Annotated in this window: 11 protein-coding genes and 1 pseudogene; 7 read left to right on the plus strand and 5 right to left on the minus strand. The window is 73.2% G+C overall.

Features of this window, described 5'->3' with window-relative positions:
* Positions 1-109 precede the first annotated feature (109 nt).
* From K7862_RS30380 to K7862_RS30395, 4 genes are all read left to right on the plus strand, one after another.
* The gene (locus K7862_RS30380) at positions 110-1,309 is read left to right on the plus strand and encodes a cytidylyltransferase domain-containing protein (RefSeq protein WP_222968012.1); all 1,200 of its coding nucleotides are present in this window, start codon (positions 110-112) and stop codon (positions 1,307-1,309) included.
* 63 nt (positions 1,310-1,372) lie between these two features.
* Positions 1,373-2,320: an N-acetylneuraminate synthase family protein gene (locus tag K7862_RS30385; RefSeq protein WP_222968014.1), complete on the plus strand. Its 948-nt coding sequence runs from the start codon at positions 1,373-1,375 to the stop codon at positions 2,318-2,320.
* 93 nt (positions 2,321-2,413) lie between these two features.
* Positions 2,414-3,604, plus strand: coding sequence for a hypothetical protein (locus K7862_RS30390; RefSeq protein ID WP_262414062.1), 1,191 nt, complete (start codon positions 2,414-2,416; stop codon positions 3,602-3,604).
* Between the two features lie 157 nt (positions 3,605-3,761).
* Complete coding sequence (locus K7862_RS30395) at positions 3,762-5,264, plus strand: glycosyltransferase (protein ID WP_222968016.1); 1,503 nt, start codon at positions 3,762-3,764, stop codon at positions 5,262-5,264.
* Positions 5,265-5,418: 154 nt separating this feature from the next.
* Here the strand turns inward: K7862_RS30395 and K7862_RS30400 are convergent, their stop codons facing one another.
* The gene (locus K7862_RS30400; protein WP_222968018.1) at positions 5,419-8,970 is read right to left on the minus strand and encodes a choice-of-anchor D domain-containing protein; all 3,552 of its coding nucleotides are present in this window, start codon (positions 8,968-8,970) and stop codon (positions 5,419-5,421) included.
* Positions 8,971-9,338: 368 nt separating this feature from the next.
* On the opposite strand from K7862_RS30400, the pseudogene K7862_RS37925 reads away from it, so the two are divergent.
* A pseudogene (locus K7862_RS37925) lies at positions 9,339-9,545 on the plus strand (helix-turn-helix domain-containing protein); the annotation flags it as partial.
* Positions 9,546-9,626: 81 nt separating this feature from the next.
* Here the strand turns inward: K7862_RS37925 and K7862_RS30410 are convergent.
* The 3 genes from K7862_RS30410 to K7862_RS30420 all read right to left on the minus strand — a co-directional run bounded on the left by K7862_RS30410 (position 9,627) and on the right by K7862_RS30420 (position 12,604).
* On the minus strand, positions 9,627-10,379 hold the full coding sequence (locus K7862_RS30410) for a class I SAM-dependent methyltransferase (protein ID WP_222968020.1): 753 nt from the start codon (positions 10,377-10,379) through the stop codon (positions 9,627-9,629).
* Between the two features lie 195 nt (positions 10,380-10,574).
* Positions 10,575-11,189 (minus strand): GNAT family N-acetyltransferase, encoded by a 615-nt coding sequence (locus K7862_RS30415; protein ID WP_262414063.1) that lies wholly within the window; start codon positions 11,187-11,189, stop codon positions 10,575-10,577.
* A gap of 80 nt (positions 11,190-11,269) precedes the next feature.
* Positions 11,270-12,604, minus strand: a complete 1,335-nt coding sequence (locus K7862_RS30420) for an NAD(P)/FAD-dependent oxidoreductase (protein WP_222968021.1) — start codon at positions 12,602-12,604, stop codon at positions 11,270-11,272.
* A 310-nt stretch (positions 12,605-12,914) separates the two neighbouring features.
* Between K7862_RS30420 and K7862_RS30425 the strand changes: the two genes are divergently transcribed.
* The gene (locus K7862_RS30425; protein ID WP_262414064.1) at positions 12,915-13,175 is read left to right on the plus strand and encodes a hypothetical protein; all 261 of its coding nucleotides are present in this window, start codon (positions 12,915-12,917) and stop codon (positions 13,173-13,175) included.
* Between the two features lie 53 nt (positions 13,176-13,228).
* Here K7862_RS30425 and K7862_RS30430 read toward each other — a convergent pair whose 3' ends face one another.
* On the minus strand, positions 13,229-13,657 hold the full coding sequence (locus K7862_RS30430; protein WP_222968022.1) for an ASCH domain-containing protein: 429 nt from the start codon (positions 13,655-13,657) through the stop codon (positions 13,229-13,231).
* Between the two features lie 568 nt (positions 13,658-14,225).
* Here K7862_RS30430 and K7862_RS30435 point away from each other — a divergent pair.
* Positions 14,226-15,380, plus strand: coding sequence for a M20 family metallopeptidase (locus K7862_RS30435; protein WP_262414076.1), 1,155 nt, complete (start codon positions 14,226-14,228; stop codon positions 15,378-15,380).
* The last annotated feature ends 84 nt before the right edge of the window (positions 15,381-15,464 follow it).

Raw genomic sequence — 15,464 nt, forward strand, 5'->3', positions numbered from 1 at the left:
GCGCGGCGGCACAGGCCCCCGTCGGGCCGCACCCGACCGACACCGACGCCCCTTTCGTGGCGCACCCCGCCGTGGGAACGGCGACCCGAGAAGTGACAGGAGCCATCCGATGAACGACACGGCAAGTGCCGGCGCCCGCGTTCTGGCCGTCATCCCCGCCCGCGGCGGCTCCAAGGGCGTGCCCGGGAAGAACCTCGCACCGGTCGGCGGCATACCCCTGATCACCCGGGCGGTCCGCGCCTGCACCGGGGCCCGCCGCGTCGGCGCCGTCGTGGTGTCGACCGACGACCCGGTGATCGCCGAGGTCGCCCGCTCGGCCGGCGCCGAGGTCGTGCTGCGCCCGGCCGCCATCGCCGGCGACACCGCCACCAGCGAGGCCGCGGTCCTGCACGCCATGGACGCCCACACCGCGATGACCGGCGCCACCGCCGACGTCGTGCTGCTCGTGCAGTGCACCAGCCCGTTCATCACCACTGCGGAGGTCGACGGCGTCGTCGCCGCCGTCACCGAGGACGGCGCCGACACCGCCCTGACCGTCGCCCCCTTCCACGGCTTCGTCTGGCGGGAGACCGGCGCGTCCGGCGGCGGCACGGGCGTCAACCACGACAAGGCCACCCGGCCCCGCCGCCAGGACCGCCCGCGGGACCTGCTGGAGACCGGCGCCGTCTACGGCATGCGCGCCGACGGCTTCCGCGCCGCGGGCCACCGCTTCTTCGGCCGCACCGCGCTGGTGCACACCGACCCCGCCCGGGTGCTGGAGATCGACGAGCCCGCCGACCTCGAACGCGCCCGCGCCCTCGCGCCGCTGCTCGACCCGCAGGCGGCCACCCCGAGCGCCGACGACGTCGACGCGGTCGTCCTCGACTTCGACGGCACCCAGACCGACGACCGGGTGCTGATCGACGCCGACGGACACGAGTCCGTCACCGTGCACCGCGGCGACGGGCTCGGGGTGGCGGCGCTGCGCCGCGCGGGCATGCCCGTCCTCATCCTCTCCACCGAGACCAACCCGGTCGTCGCCGCACGCGCCCGCAAGCTGCAGGTTCCCGTGCTGCACGGCATCGACCGGAAGGACCTCGCACTCAAGCAGTGGTGCGAGGAGAACGGCATCGCGCCGGAACGGGTGCTCTACGCCGGCAACGACGTCAACGACCTGCCGTGCTTCGGCCTGGTCGGCTGGCCCGTCGCCGTCGCGGGCGCCCACGACGTGGTGCGTGCCGCCGCGCGCGCCGTCACCACGGCCCACGGCGGGCACGGTGCGATCCGCGAGATCGCCGCCTGGCTGCTCGGTCCCACGCTGGCCCGCTGACCCCCTCTCCGAAACCCCGATACCCGACGTACCCGACGTAACCGACGACGAAGGACCACCCCCGTGACCTCTCCGCAGAACACCCTCCCCGCCAACCTCCGGGCCGTCGGCAGCCGGCACATCGGCAACGGCCAGCCCGTGTACATCACCGGCGAGATCGGCATCAACCACAACGGCGACCTGGAGAACGCGTTCGCCCTGATCGACGCCGCGGTCGTCGCGGGCTGCGACGCGGTCAAGTTCCAGAAGCGCACCCCGGAGATCTGCACCCCGCGCGACCAGTGGGAGATCGAGCGCGACACCCCGTGGGGCCGCATGACCTACATCGACTACCGCCACCGCGTGGAGTTCGACGAGGACGGCTACCGCGCGATCGACGAGTACTGCCGCAAGCGGGGCATCGACTGGTTCGCGTCGCCGTGGGACGTGGAGTCCGTCGCCTTCCTGGAGAAGTTCGACGTGCCCGCGCACAAGGTGGCCTCGGCCTGCCTGACCGACGACGACCTGCTGCGCGCCCTGCGCGCCACCGGCCGCACGGTGATCCTGTCCACCGGCATGTCGACGCCCAAGCAGATCCGTCACGCCGTCGAGGTCCTCGGCAGCGAGAACATCGTGCTGTGCCACGCCACGTCGACGTACCCGGCGAAGCACGAGGAGCTCAACCTGCGCATGATCAACACGCTGCAGGCGGAGTACCCGAACGTCCCGGTCGGCTACTCCGGCCACGAGGTCGGCCTGCAGACCACGCTGGCCGCGGTCGCGCTCGGCGCCGTCTTCGTCGAGCGCCACATCACCCTCGACCGCGCCATGTGGGGCTCGGACCAGGCCGCGTCCGTGGAGTCGCAGGGCCTGGAGCGCCTGGTGCGCGACATCCGCATCATCGAGACCTCGCTCGGTGACGGCGTGAAGAAGGTCTACGAGGGCGAGCTCGGCCCGATGAAGAAGCTGCGCCGGGTGCCCGGTGTCGTCGCCGAGGCCGAGGCCGCCGAGCAGGAGACCGCCGCCGTCTGATCCCGGCGGGCGGCCGCCGGCCGGAACGACCACCGGCCGGCGGCCGCGCGCCGCGCAGGACCCGAGACCACATCACGAACAAGGGGACCAGGGATGACCGAAGGGCCCACGCCCGCGCCGGCCGGCGGACGCCGGCCCGCCCCGGGGCAGGGCGCCGTCGCCCTCGTCGAGTCGCCCGTCCAGCTGCTCAACGTCCTGGAGTGGGCACACGTGCACCCGCCGGCCGGCCTGGCGATCCCCGCCGCCCGCTCCGGCCCCGAGGGCGCCGCGGGCCGGGCCGCCGAGGAGGAGGAGCCCGCCGCACCGGAACCGGCGCACCCGCTGACCGTGGTGGTGCTCTCGCCGTCCGACCCGACCAGCCGCGGTCAGTTGCGCCGGATGGCCGAACTCGCCCGCGACGAGGGCGCGGTGGTCCGCTGGTTCGAGGCCCGCGGCGGCCGCGGCGGACTGCTGCGCACGGCCCTCGCCCTCGCCCCCCAACTGCTGCGGGTGCGGCGCCTGGTCATCGGCGACCCGTTCTCCCGGCTGGTGCAGGTGCTGCTGCCGCTGTGCCGTTCGGTCAAGGACGTCACGGTCGTCGACGACGGCACCGCCACCATGGAGTTCACCGAGATCCTCACCCGCGGCGGGCGGCTGGTGCGCTGGCACCGCAGCGGGCGCCGGATGTCCCCGGTGGACCTGGCGTTCGGGCTGTTCGCGTCCGCCGCACGCCGCAAGCTGACCCCCGGCGGCCGGCACCGGGTCGAGCTGTTCAGCGCGATGCCCGCGACACCGCCGCCGGGGATGGCGCTGCGCACCAACCGGTTCGCCTGGACCCGCAGCCGGTTCGGGCCGCCGCGCACCCTGCCCGGCACCGACCTGATCGGCACCTCGCTGGTCGAGACCGGCGTGGTGGACCCCGAGCGCTACTTCGCGGTGGTGCGGTCGCTGGCCGAACGGCACGGCGCCAAAAGGTACTTCGCCCACCGCAGAGAGGCCGCGGACAAGCTGCACCGGCTGGCCGCCGAGACCGGGCTGGAGATCGTCCGGCCGGACCTGCCGCTCGAACTCGTCGCCCGGCGCGGGCCGGTGGGCCGCTCGGTGCTGTCCTTCCCCTCGACGGTGGTGCACACGCTGCCGCTGGCACTGGCTGGCACCGGAGTGCACATCGTGGTGTGCGACATCGACCAGGAGTGGCTGACGGCGTCGGCCTCGCCGCGCGCCCACACCTTCCTGAGCGGCATCACGGACACCGCCCGCAACCTGCACGGACTGCCCGCGGCGGACTCGGCGAGCCCGGCGTGACCCCGGGGGGGCGGCCGCGCGCCGTGGCTCGCGGGCGGGTCCGGCGCGCTTCGATCGCGGCGTCGTACGGCCCCGACCACCGCCCCCACCAAGCCCGTTCGGTCCACGGCCAGGCATACTTAACCCTTTGATCATCTCGATCGGGTTGGGTACGGGGATGGCGGGGACTTTACGCGGCTCAGCCCGCGTCGCGGTCGTGTCGGGCGAGGTTCTCGACGGCGACTCACGGGCCCTCAGAGTGGCGGCCGCCGCACGGGCGGCCGGCTTCGAGGTGACCCTCATCGGGCGCGGACCGGCGACCGCGGTACCCGACGGCGTCGCCGTGCGCAGAGTGTCCGTGGCCGCCGTCCTCGGCACCCACCGCCTGCTGCGGCCCCGCCCGGGCCTGCGCTGGCCACTGGCCTACCGCAGCGCGGAGGCCTGCACCCACCGCACCACCCTGGTCGCCGCCGAGCGATCGCTGCTGGCCACCCGGGGCGCCGAACTCGCCCTCGTACACCGGCCGTTGCCGCTGCGCGCGGCGGCCCGCTGCGGCTATGCGCTGGCCTGGCTGCGGCACGGCGTCCGCGCGGCCTGGATCCGGGTGCGCGCCGCGCAGCACCGCGGTGCGGTCCACCGCAGGGAGCGGCCCGACACCCGGCTGGACAACTTCGTCACCGAGCTCGGGCGGCTGTTCCTGGGCCGCCGCGCCTGGCGCCGGCTGGACCCCGGCCTGCTCGACGAGGAGGTCGCCTACGGGCCGGTGCTGGACTCCGTGCGCCCGCACCTCATCCACGCGCTCGGGCACCGCTCGCTGGGCGTGGCGATCCGGTCGGCGCTGCGGGCCGAGGCGTCCGGTCACCGCGTCGAGGTCGTGTGGGACGCCCCGCCGCGGATCCCCGAACCCACCCGGCGCGCCACGGTCGCCGCCGACGCGCACGAGCGGACGTTCGCGGCCGAGGCCGACGCCGTGGTCACCGTCGGCGACCGGCTGGCCCGGGAACTGCGCGCCCGGCACGGCCTGTCCGCCACCCCGACGGTGTGCCGCAACGCCCCGCCGCTCACCGACGCGCCCCGCCACCCGGAGGGCGGCGTGCGGACGGCCTGCCGCCTGGCGGACGACATCCCGCTGCTGGTCCACCTCGGCCGGGCGCTGCCCGACCGGGGACCGGCCACCGTCATCGAGGCGCTGCCCAAGCTGTACGACCTGCACGCGGCCTTCGTCGTGCCCGACGCCGACGACCCGTACCTCGCCGAACTACGCGATCGTGCGGCCCAGTTGGGAGTGCACGCCCGGCTGCACCTGCTGCCGTACGTGCCCGTGGAGGAGATCCCGGCGTATCTGGCGTCGGCCGACATCGGGGTGCTGCCCGTGCACCAGCTCCCGCACCACCAGCCGGTGCTGTCCTCCCGCTACTTCGAGTACGCGCACGCCCGGCTGCCCGTGGTCGTCAGCGACGTGCGGGCGATGGCCGCGGCGACGCTGGAACTCGGCAACGGCGAGGTGTTCCGGGCCGGTGACACCGCCGACTTCGTCCGGGCGGTCGGCGCGATCCTGACCAACCCCAAGCGCTACCGGAAGGCGTACGAGCGCGAGGACGTCCTGCGCGAGTGGTCCTGGCAGACCGAGTCCGTCCCGCTCCTCGACCTCTATGCCCGGCTGCTCGGCCCCCGCCGCTGACCACCGGCAGGCGCCGGCGGTTCCGCGGCGGGTCGTGCGACACCGGCTGCGCCCACGTGAAGAGCGGTGCCGCCGGGAGGGTTGAGGCCCGGCGGCACCGCGAGGGAGGGTCCCCGGTCAGGGGGACGTCTCGGAGGGACGTCTCAGCGTGACGTCAGGAGTTCCACACCTGGAACTCGGAGAGCTGGCCGGCCGGCCAGCCCGTGTTGGCCGTGAACGTCGCGCGGACGTAGCGCTCGGTCGCGGCGCCGAAGGTGATCGTCACCTTGTTCTGGTTGGTGTTCGGGTCGAAGGTGTAGGACGCCGACGCCTTCAGGGTCGTGAAGTTCGACCCGTCCGTGCTGCCGGCCAGCGTCACCGTCTGGCTGCGCGCACCCCAGGACGCGGGCAGCTCCAGCACCACCCGGCTCGCGCTCTGCGCCGACCCGAGGTCCACCTGCACCCACTGCGGGAACGCGCTGTTGGCGCTCTCCCAGTAGCTGTTCTGGTCCCCGTCGGTGACGTGCGACGACGGGTACACGTCGGTGTGGCTGGACTCGCTGGTGGCCTTGCCGGCCGCCAGGTTCGTGCTGACCGTGCCGCTGCCGGTACCCGTCAGTGCCACCGTCAGCGGGTTGTTGGACGCGTTGCCGCTGACCGTCAGCGTCCCGGTCCGGGTGCCCGACGTGGTCGGCGTGAACGTCACGCTGACCGTGCAGCTGGCGCCCGCCGCGATCGACGACCCGCAGGTGTTGGTCTGCGCGAAGTCACCCGTCGCGGTCACGCCGGTCACGCCGGCCGCGGCCGTGCCGGTGTTGGTCACGGTCACCGCCTGCGCCGCGCTGGTCGTGCCGGGCGCCTGCGAGGCGAACGACAGGGACGCGGGGGCCGCGGTCAGCGTCGCCGACCCGTTGCCGCCGCCGCCGCTCGGGAAGACCTCGACGTCCGAGAGCTGCCCGGCCGGCCAGCCGGAGTTGGCCGTGATGTTCACCCGCACGTACCGCGCCGTGGCGGACGGGAAGGTGATGGTCACCGTGTTGTTGTTGGCGTTCGGGTCGAAGGTGTACGCGGCCGATCCGACGATCGTGGAGAACGACGAGCCGTCCGCCGAGCCCTGCACCGACAGCGTCTCCTGGCGGGTCGCCCACGCGGTGGACGGCGGCAGCTTCAGCACCACCTTGCCGATGCCGTAGCTCTGGCCGAGGTCGACCTGCGCCCACTGCGGGAAGGCGCTGTTGGCGCTCTCCCAGTACGAGGAGGCGTCCGCGTCGGTGAGGTTCGCCGGCGTGTAGGTGCCGTTGCTCGAACTCGCCGACGCCGGCTTGCCCGCCGCGATGTCGGTGGAGCTGTCGATGCCGGTTCCGGACAGCGCCACCGTGGTCGGGCTGTTGTTGGCGTTGCTGGTGACGGTCAGCGTGCCGGTGCGGGCGCCGCCCGCCGTCGGCTTGAACGACACGGTGACCGCGCAGGACGCGCCCACGGCGATCGTCGAGCAGTTGTTGGTCTGGCTGAAGTCGCCTCCGGCCGAGACGGCGGAGACCGTCGCGGACGTGGTGCCGGAGTTGGTGACCGTCACCGTCTGGGCGGCGGCCGTGGCGCCGACGACCGTGCCGCCGAAGGACAGCGACGCCGGGTTGGCGTTCAGCACCGGGCCGGGCGCGGTGCCGGTGCCGGACAGGCTGACGGTGCTGGTGGTGCCGCCCGCGTTGACGGTCAGCGTCCCGGTGCGGCTGCCGGTGGCCGTGGGCTTGAACGTCACGCTGACCGAGCACGAGCCGTTCGCCGCGATCGACGAGCCGCAGGTGTTGGTCTGCGCGAAGTCGCCGGTGGCCGCGATGGAGGAGACGGACGCGGCCGAGCCGGTCGGGTTGCTGACCGTGACGGTCTGCGCCGGGCTGGTCGCACCGGTCGCCACCGAACCGAAGTTGAGCGCGCTCGGGTTCGCGGACACGCCCTCGGACGGGTACGGCGGGAAGACCGGGGTGGGCCAGCCGCCGCACAGCGGCGTGCCGCTGATGCCGGAGTTGCCGCCGCCGTCGGTGACCACGAAGTTGCTGCCCTCGCAGCTGTACACCGGCGAGGAGGCGCCGATGCCGGACGCGGTGACGTTGGTGAACTTGGCGGCGCCGCCGGTCTGTTCCTGGAGCGCGAACGTGCCGGTGCCGGCGATCGTCACGTTGTCGAGGTTGACGCCGCTGACGGTGCCCTCGACCCACTGGACGGCCTCGTACGGGCTCTGCTCGATCAGCGCGTTGCTGACGTTGATCGGCCCGGTGATCGAGCCCTGGCTGCCGTCGAACCACAGCGCGCCGACGCCGAACTGCCAGTTCGGGTCGAGGCTGCCGTCGCGGATCAGGGTGTTGTTGGAGATGGTCGTGGTGCCGACCGGCGTGGAGGTGAACCGCTGGCCGACGTGGATGCCACCGCCCTGCGCCAGGCCGGTGTCCTTCACCAGGTTGCCGCTGACGGTGTTGTCGTGACCGCCGTAGATCGCGATGCCGTTCGCGAGGATCTGCAGGCTCACCGTGTTGTTGGAGATGGTGTCGTTGGCGTCCGCGCCGAGGCTGGAGTCGGCCCAGGTGGCGATGCCGTCGTCACCGGTGTTGCGGATGTCGCTGTTGGTCACCTTGGAGTTGGTGACCCCGCCGTGGAAGTTGATGCCGTCCGCGGTGGTGTCACGGATGCGCATGCCGCTGAACGTCAGCCCGTCCATCGGCCCGTCCATCCACGCGCCGACCTTCATGTGGTCGATCCACACGCTGGACACCGAGGAGTTGGACATCGCGCCGCCGATGCCGTTGACCTGCGCGCTGTCGTTGCGCTCCTGGACGTCGCCGAAGATGGCGAAGTTCTGCAGGTGCACGCCGGTGCTGGCGGAGGGCGCCGAGTTGCCGTAGAAGCCGGGCGCGGAACCGGTCACCGTCGAGTACCACATGCCGGCGCCGGCGATCGTCACGTTGTTGACCGCGATGTGGCCGGGGATCTTGAAGGTGCCCGGCGGTATCCACACCGTGCCGCCCGAACCGGCCGCGCTGATCGCGGCGTTGAAGGCGGCGGTGGAGTCCGCGGCGCCGGTGGCGTCGGCGCCCTTGCTCGTCACCGACACCGAGCCCGAGGGCTGGCCGAGTGCCGGCCCGACGTTCTCGAAGTCGGCGAAGTCGACGGTGGTGGCGGTGCCGCCGGACGGCACCTGCAGAGTGAAGGTGGTGCCCGCCGGATACGTCTGCGACAGCAGCCGGTGCGCCTCGTCGTAGAAGTGGTGCGGGTTGCTGCCCGGCGAGTTGGTGAACGGGTAGCTGCCGTAGTACCAGCTGTAGGCGTTGGTCAGCGTGAAGTCGGCCTGGGCGGCGCCGTTGACGGAGAAGGAGAGCGGGGCGGTGTAGACCGAGCCGCTGCCGGTGTCCGGGATGCTGTAGCGGAAGTCGATGGAGTTGGTCGCCACCGGCGTGGTGAAGGTGACGTACTTGCCGCTGCCCGACAGCGTGACCGCCTTGCGGTACGCCGCCTCGTCGGCGAGCTGGCCGGCGGCCCAACTCGGGCCGATGACCGTGCCGTTGGTCGCGGAGTTCTCGGCCTGCACCTCGACGTAGGGCAGGCTCGCCCCGGTGCCGCCGGTGGCCGCGGCCATGGCCTGCGGCGCTGCGAGGGCGACGACGCCCGCGGTCAGCAGGGCGGTGCCACCTCCCGCGGCGACCGCACGCCGGAGTTTTCTGAGTCTGGCGAACACGACTAGCTCCTTCCAAGGGGGAGGCGCGCCCGGGCACGGCGGACCGCCGCACCGGCTACCGGAGCAGGCGCGTGAGGTGACGTTCCGCGAAGTGGTGCGGGGACACCGGGTGGGGGGTTGGCGGGGGGAATCGGTGTGGGGGCTGGTGTGGGGGGCCGGCCGTGCGCCGGTCGCTGGACGGTGCAGGGGGACCGTAGCCTCCCCGACACACGCGTGCAATATCCGTATCCACTTTCGTTGAATACAGACTCAACTCTGCAAAAACATGCGTGCACTTACGGGCGGTGCCGGCGTGGAGGGTGGCCGGTCGGCCGCGCTCGGGTGCGGGCGACCGGTACGGGAGTTGTGCGAGGCTGAGCACGGCCCGGCTGGGCACACATACGACCGAGCGGAGGCAGCCCGACCGTGAACCATCCCCGAGTTACGTCGAGGCCGGGTACGCCTTCGCTCTCGGGCAGGCGGTGTACGACCGCCGGGCCGCGCTGAGCCTGTCGCAGTCCGAGGTGGCGCGCCGGGCCGGGATGACCCAGCCGCAGATCTCGACCATCGAGGGCGGCGACGACGCCCCGCACTTGGTGTTCACCGGCCACGGCGAACCCGGCCCCGACGACGCCCCTCCGGGCGGACCTCCCCGGCCGCCTGAGAGGCGCGGCGGATCACTCCCGGGGCCGCTGGAAGAGGGCGGTCCAGAGGAAGGGGTGGCCGAAGTGGGGGGAGGACGGGGGCTCGTGGCGCATGCGGCGCGACTCCCGCACGGTGAAGGCGGAGAAGATCGCGCGCAGCGACGCCGGGGTGTAGGCGAGACCGCCGTGGAGACGGCCCTCGCGGTAGAAGGCGGCGTCGGAAAGCTCCGAGCCCATGGCCCCGGAGGCGAAGCACGTCAGGGCGAGGTGGCCGCCCGGTGCCAGGACGCGGTCGAGGAGGGCGAGGTAGCTGATCCGGCGGTGCGGCGGCAGATGGTGGAAGCAGCCCGAGTCGCAGATCAGGTCGTAGGAGCCGGCCCGGCCCACGGCGTCCGGCGTGAAGGCGTCGCCGCGGTGGAAGTGGACGCGGCTCTCGACGCCGGCCGCCCGGGCCCGCTCCGCGGCCCACGCGATCGCCGAGGGGGAGAGGTCGACGGCGTCCACCTCGAAGCCCTGGGCGGCCAGGAACACGGCGTTGCGCCCCGGCCCGCACCCGAGGTCGAGGGCTCGGCCGCCCCGGGCGACCAGGCCGCGGTCGAGACAGCCGGCGAGGTTCTCGTCCGGCTTGTCCACGAAGAACGGCACCGGTTTCGCCGGGTCGGCGTAGAACCCGTCCCACCACGCGCTGCCCCCGCCCTCCGTCCAGCGGTCGGCCTCGGGCGCGAACAGCCCGTCCAGCAGCGCCAGTACGTCCTCGACGGTACGGATCGTCCGGTCCGGTTCCACCCGGCCCCCTCTCCCGCAGGAGCGGCCATCGTAACCGGGCGGGCCGGTAAAAGCCCAGGTCAGGCAGGGTGTGCTGAGCTCCTGGGGGACGCTGTGCGGGCCGAACGCGACACCATGAAGGCTCCCACCCGCGGCCGGGTGCGCGCGTCCGCGCGGGCGGCCCTGGGAGGCCGTCGTGGACCCGTTCTTCGATGCTCAGCCCGCGGAAATCGCGGCGGTCACGGCCGAGAGGTCGGGCTCGCGCAGGCCCACGCAGTCCTGTGCCCAGAATGTCTCGGAGTAGACGAACGTGCCCGTCATCCACTCCTCGTGGGCGGACAGCGCCGCCACCTGGAACGCGCCCGGCGGGTACCGCAACGACGGTGCCCGGAAGCCCAGTTGCTCGGCCGGACGGAACCCGCGGGCGCCGTAGTAGCGCGGCGAGCCCTCCAGGAACACCAGCGGGACGCCCGCCGCGTCGGCTGCCGCCAGCGCGTGCGCGACCAGCCGCGTGCCGATCCCGCGGCCCTGGTACTCCGGATGCACGCCGAGCGGGGACAGCGAGTACATGTCGACCAGCCGCGGCAGTGCGTCCAGCCGGCACGCGCTCAGCATCACGTGCCCGGCGACGCGGGTGCCGTCGACGGCGACGAAGGACAGCGGCGGCAGCGCCGCCGGCGCCGACCGCAGCGCGTCCACGAGCCCGGGCACCCGCTCCGGATCTCCGAAGGCCAGCGCCTGCAGCTCCCGTACCGCCGCCACGTCACCGGCCGTCTCGGCCCTGATCACCGCGTCTGCGGGCACGTCGGAGTGCCCCTCGGCTGCCGTCATGCGCGCGACGGTACGCTCCGCCCGCGTCCACGGGCCATCGATATTCGCGGGCTGCCGGCGTCAGGCGGACGGTTCCCCGGTCAGGGCGCCTGCCGGCCCCCGGTCGGCAGCGTCCGCGGCAGCTCCGGCGACTCGGTGTCCAGCGGCACCGCGGTCGACCGCACCATCCCGAGCTGCACCGCCTGCTTGGACAGCACCGCGTCGAGGAACCACTCGGCGGCGACCCGGGAGCGGTTCGCCGGCATCGCCCACAGGTGGTAGGCGCGGGTGACGGCCCCGGCGGCGACGCCGGACAGCGGCACGCCCAGCGGATTGGCCGCCGCCTGGGCCCCGCCGAGATCCACGACGAAGCCGAGGTCGTGGTGCTTGTAGGGGCGGGCCGTGCCGTAGCCGAGCGACGCCGCGACGTTCCGGGCGAGGGTCTTGCCCTGGCGGGTCGCGTGCTGCGCGGTCATCGGGGTGTACGACCCGGGGCGGGTCGCGTCCGGCACGGCGGCGGCGTCCCCGGCCGCGAACACCTCGGGGTGACCCGGGACCGTCAGATCCGGCCCGACCACCAGGCGGCCCTTGACGGTGGTCAGACCCACCCGGTCGACCAGCGGGTCCGGCCGCACACCGACGCACCAGATCAGGCTGCGGGTGGCGACCTCCTCGCCGGTGCTCAGCACCACGCCGTCGGCGGTGGCCTCCTGCACCGTCTGGCCGGTCCGCACCTCCACGCCGCGCCGGCGCAGCACCCGGTCGGCGGTCCGCGACAGGTGCGGGTCCAGCTCCGGCAGCACGCGCTCGGCGATGTCCAGCAGCAGCCACCGCGGCGGGTCCCGGTACCGCAGCACGCGGTGCCGCCTGACCAGCGCGTCGGTGAAGAGCTTGCCCTGGGCGGCCACCTCGGTGCCGGTGTAGCCCGCGCCGACCACGACGTACGTGCACCGGGCGACGCACTCCCGCGGGTCGTCCGTGGCGCCGGCCAGTTCGATCTGCCGGGTGATGTGGTCGCGCAGGTACAGGGCCTCGGGCATGCCGCGGTAGCCGTGCGCGTGCTCGGCGATCCCCGGGATCGGCAACAGCCGGTTGACGCTGCCCACGGTGAGTACGAGACGGTCGTACGACATGCTGCCCGTGTCGCCCTCGGGGCCGGTGTAGGAGACCGTGCGCTGGTCCAGGTCCACGCCGTGCGCCTCGCCGAGCACGAGCCGGGCCTGCGGCAGCGTGCCGGGCAGCGACACCGCGACCCGGCGGGGATCCAGCACCCCGGAGGAGACCTGCGGCAGCAGCGGCAGGTACAGGAAGTAGTCCGTGGGGTTGATCAGGGCGACTTCGACGTGTCCGCGCAGACCGCGGTGCCTGAGCAGGGCGCGGGCGGCTTCGTATCCGGCGAATCCGGCGCCGACGACGAGTACACGGAGTCGGGACATGGACGCTCCCTTCCTCACGCGGCACTTGCCCGGCACCGAAGCGGGGCAAACCAGGAGAGAAGGGGCGAAGCGGTCGCCCGGTGCGGCAGCGCGAACGCGCCCGCGCATTATCCCAAAAGGGACGCTGCGCCGCCCTTCGAGGACGCCCGGAAGCGTGGTCCCTGCGCCCGCCCCGCGGCTCCCTGCGACACCGGCCCCTGACCGCATGTGACCGAATTCGGTTGCCTGCCTTCGCAGTTCGACCACGAAAGAGTGAATTCGCCCAAGCAGGACCGTTTTTGCGGATGGGTGTACCCGTACGTTCCCCTTCATGGTGGCAGCGGAGATCTGGAGGGACCTCATGGCCATCCCCACCTCGTTCTTCCGGTCCGTGACGGCGGAGAAGGTGCGCGAGGAGGGCCGCGTGCAGAGCCGGGCGGAGGACACGATCACCGTGCTGCAGCTGCGCGGGATCGAGGTCAGTGACGAGGTGCGGGAGCGGGTCGAGAGCTGCAAGGACTCGGACCTGGTCCGGCTGTGGTTCAACCGGGCCATCACCGTCGACCGTGCCGAGGACATCTTCGCCGAGTGACGCCGTCCCCCGGCGGCCGTCCCCCGGCGGCCGTCCGCCGGCCGCCGGGTTCCTCAGGTGAGGCGGGCGACGAGCCGGAAGCGTTCCAGGACGACGGGCGTCGCGTCCGTGATCGTGAAGCCGGGGTCGCCCAGGATCTCCCGCATCGGCTCGCTGGTGAAGAAGCGTTCGTGGGCGGCCCGCCAGGTGTCGAGGGACGTGTCGCCCTCGCCCTCGTCCACCGCATGGGCGAGATCCACCTCGCCGATCGGGACGACCCGCACCTCGTCGACCTCGATCACCGCGACCGGCCGCTCCTGCGAGTCCACGACCACGGACCGCGAGCCGGGCTCGGGCAGCGCCTCGCCCTCCGCCTCGTAGGCGGCCAGCAGCCCCGTCGTCGAGGTCTTCGCCCCGCTCAGGATCGCCGCCACCAGCTTGTCCCGCAGCGGCCCCGGAAACCCGAACTCGGCGACGGCCAGCCCCGTGATGTCCTGTGTCATGAGCGGAGGGTACGAGCTCCGGCCCTCACGGCGTCAGGGATTTCAGGTCCAGAGCGATCCCGAACGGCACCGTCGGCTGCGGGGCGGGGCGGCAGGTTGCGGCCAGAAGATCGCGGCGGGGTGCGGGGGCGGTCGTAAGGTGGGGGCCTGGCGCGGCCGGCGCGGGAAGCCCGGCGCCGCCGCACCGCGCCCCCGGCGTTCCGCGTTGCCTCGCGACGCGGCGCTCGTTGGGCAATGATGGGTTTCAGCGAGCCCGGACCCCAAAAGGGTGGGCATACCCTCGAGGAAGATCCGCTATGCGCCGATCGGGCGACTTCTTCTCCTCCCGTAGCACCTTATTTTTCCGATCATTCAAGAGGAGCCGGTCGTGGGGCATACCCTGACTGAGGTGAACGACTCACCCGCAGCGCCGTCAGAAGATCCTTCCGGCGCGTCGTCCGAGGCCGCCGGGTCGCCAGGTGCGGGCAGCCCGCAGGACGCCGCCCTTCCCCAGGGCGTCCTCCCGCAGGACCCCCCGGACCCGGACGACGCAGCCGTCCTCCCGCAGAGTGCGACCCTGGAGCCCGCCCTGCCGCCAGACCTCCGCGCCGAGCTGATCGCCTTTCGCCGCGACCTGCACCGCCACCCCGAACTCGGCCGCCAGGAGTTCCGCACCACCGAGAAGGTGCGGGCCCGCCTGGCCGCCGCCGGACTCAGCCCCCGCGTGCTGCCCAACGGCACCGGCCTGATCTGCGACATCGGCGCCGACGACCCGGCCCGCGGCCGGCTGGCACTGCGCGCCGACCTGGACGCCCTCCCGGTGCCGGACACGAAGCAGGTCGAGTACCGCTCCACCGTCGAGGGCCGCGCCCACGCCTGCGGTCACGACGTGCACACCAGCGTCGTACTCGGCACCGGCCTGGTGCTGGCCCGCCTCGCCGAGGAGGGGCGCCTGCCGCGGCCGGTCCGGCTGCTGTTCCAGGCCGCCGAGGAGGTCATGCCCGGCGGTGCCCTGGACGCGGTGAAGGCCGGTGTGCTGAACGGGGTGGAACGTATCCTCGCCGTGCACTGCGACCCCAAGGTCGAGGTCGGCCGGATCGGTCTGCGCCCCGGCCCGATCACCTCCGCCGCCGACCGGCTCAAGCTGGTGCTGGACGGCCCCGGCGGGCACAGCGCCCGCCCGCACCTGACGACCGACCTGGTGATGGCCGCCGCCAAGCTCGCCACCGAGCTGCCGGCCGCGCTGAGCCGGCGGGTCGACCCGCGCTCCGGCCTGAGCATCGTGTGGGGCCGTATGGAGGCCGGTCACGCGGCGAACGTCATCCCGCAGCACGCCGAGATCGAGGGCACGGTCCGCTGCCTGGACCTGGTGGCCTGGCACGAGGCACCGGACCTGGTGCACGAGGTGATCGACCAGATCGCCTCCATCTACCGCGCCAAGTGCGAGATCACCTACCAGCGCGGCGTGCCGCCGGTGGTCAACGAGGCCGGCTCGGTGGAGCTGCTGCGCGACGCGATGACCGCGAAGTTCGGCGCGCACACCGTCGAGGACACCGAGCAGAGCCTGGGCGGCGAGGACTTCTCGTGGTACCTGGAGCACGTTCCGGGCGCGCTGGCGCGACTCGGTGTGCGGCCGGTCGGCGACACCGCGAAGCGCGATCTGCACCAGGGCGACTTCGACGTGGACGAGGGCGCCATCGCGGTCGGTGTGGAACTCTTCACAGCGGCGGCGCTGCTCTCCTGAGCAGGCCCGCGGGCGTCGTCGATCGCCCTGTGGACTGGCGTTCTGACGCGGGGTGAGGCACCGGTCACCGGTGCTTCACCTGGC

Origin of the sequence: Actinacidiphila acidipaludis (assembly GCF_019890725.1) — a bacterium.
In the GTDB taxonomy this organism is placed as follows: domain Bacteria; phylum Actinomycetota; class Actinomycetes; order Streptomycetales; family Streptomycetaceae; genus Actinacidiphila; species Actinacidiphila acidipaludis.

Excerpts from the sequence above, each read along its gene's own strand:
- K7862_RS30380 (WP_222968012.1), top strand. The coding sequence starts at position 110 with ATGAACGACACGGCAAGTGCCGGCGCCCGCGTTCTGGCCGTCATCCCC.
- K7862_RS30390 (WP_262414062.1), top strand. The coding sequence starts at position 2,414 with ATGACCGAAGGGCCCACGCCCGCGCCGGCCGGCGGACGCCGGCCCGCC.
- K7862_RS30395 (WP_222968016.1), top strand. The coding sequence starts at position 3,762 with ATGGCGGGGACTTTACGCGGCTCAGCCCGCGTCGCGGTCGTGTCGGGC.
- K7862_RS30415 (WP_262414063.1), bottom strand. The coding sequence starts at position 11,189 with ATGACGGCAGCCGAGGGGCACTCCGACGTGCCCGCAGACGCGGTGATC.
- K7862_RS30420 (WP_222968021.1), bottom strand. The coding sequence starts at position 12,604 with ATGTCCCGACTCCGTGTACTCGTCGTCGGCGCCGGATTCGCCGGATAC.
- K7862_RS30425 (WP_262414064.1), top strand. The coding sequence starts at position 12,915 with ATGGTGGCAGCGGAGATCTGGAGGGACCTCATGGCCATCCCCACCTCG.
- K7862_RS30430 (WP_222968022.1), bottom strand. The coding sequence starts at position 13,657 with ATGACACAGGACATCACGGGGCTGGCCGTCGCCGAGTTCGGGTTTCCG.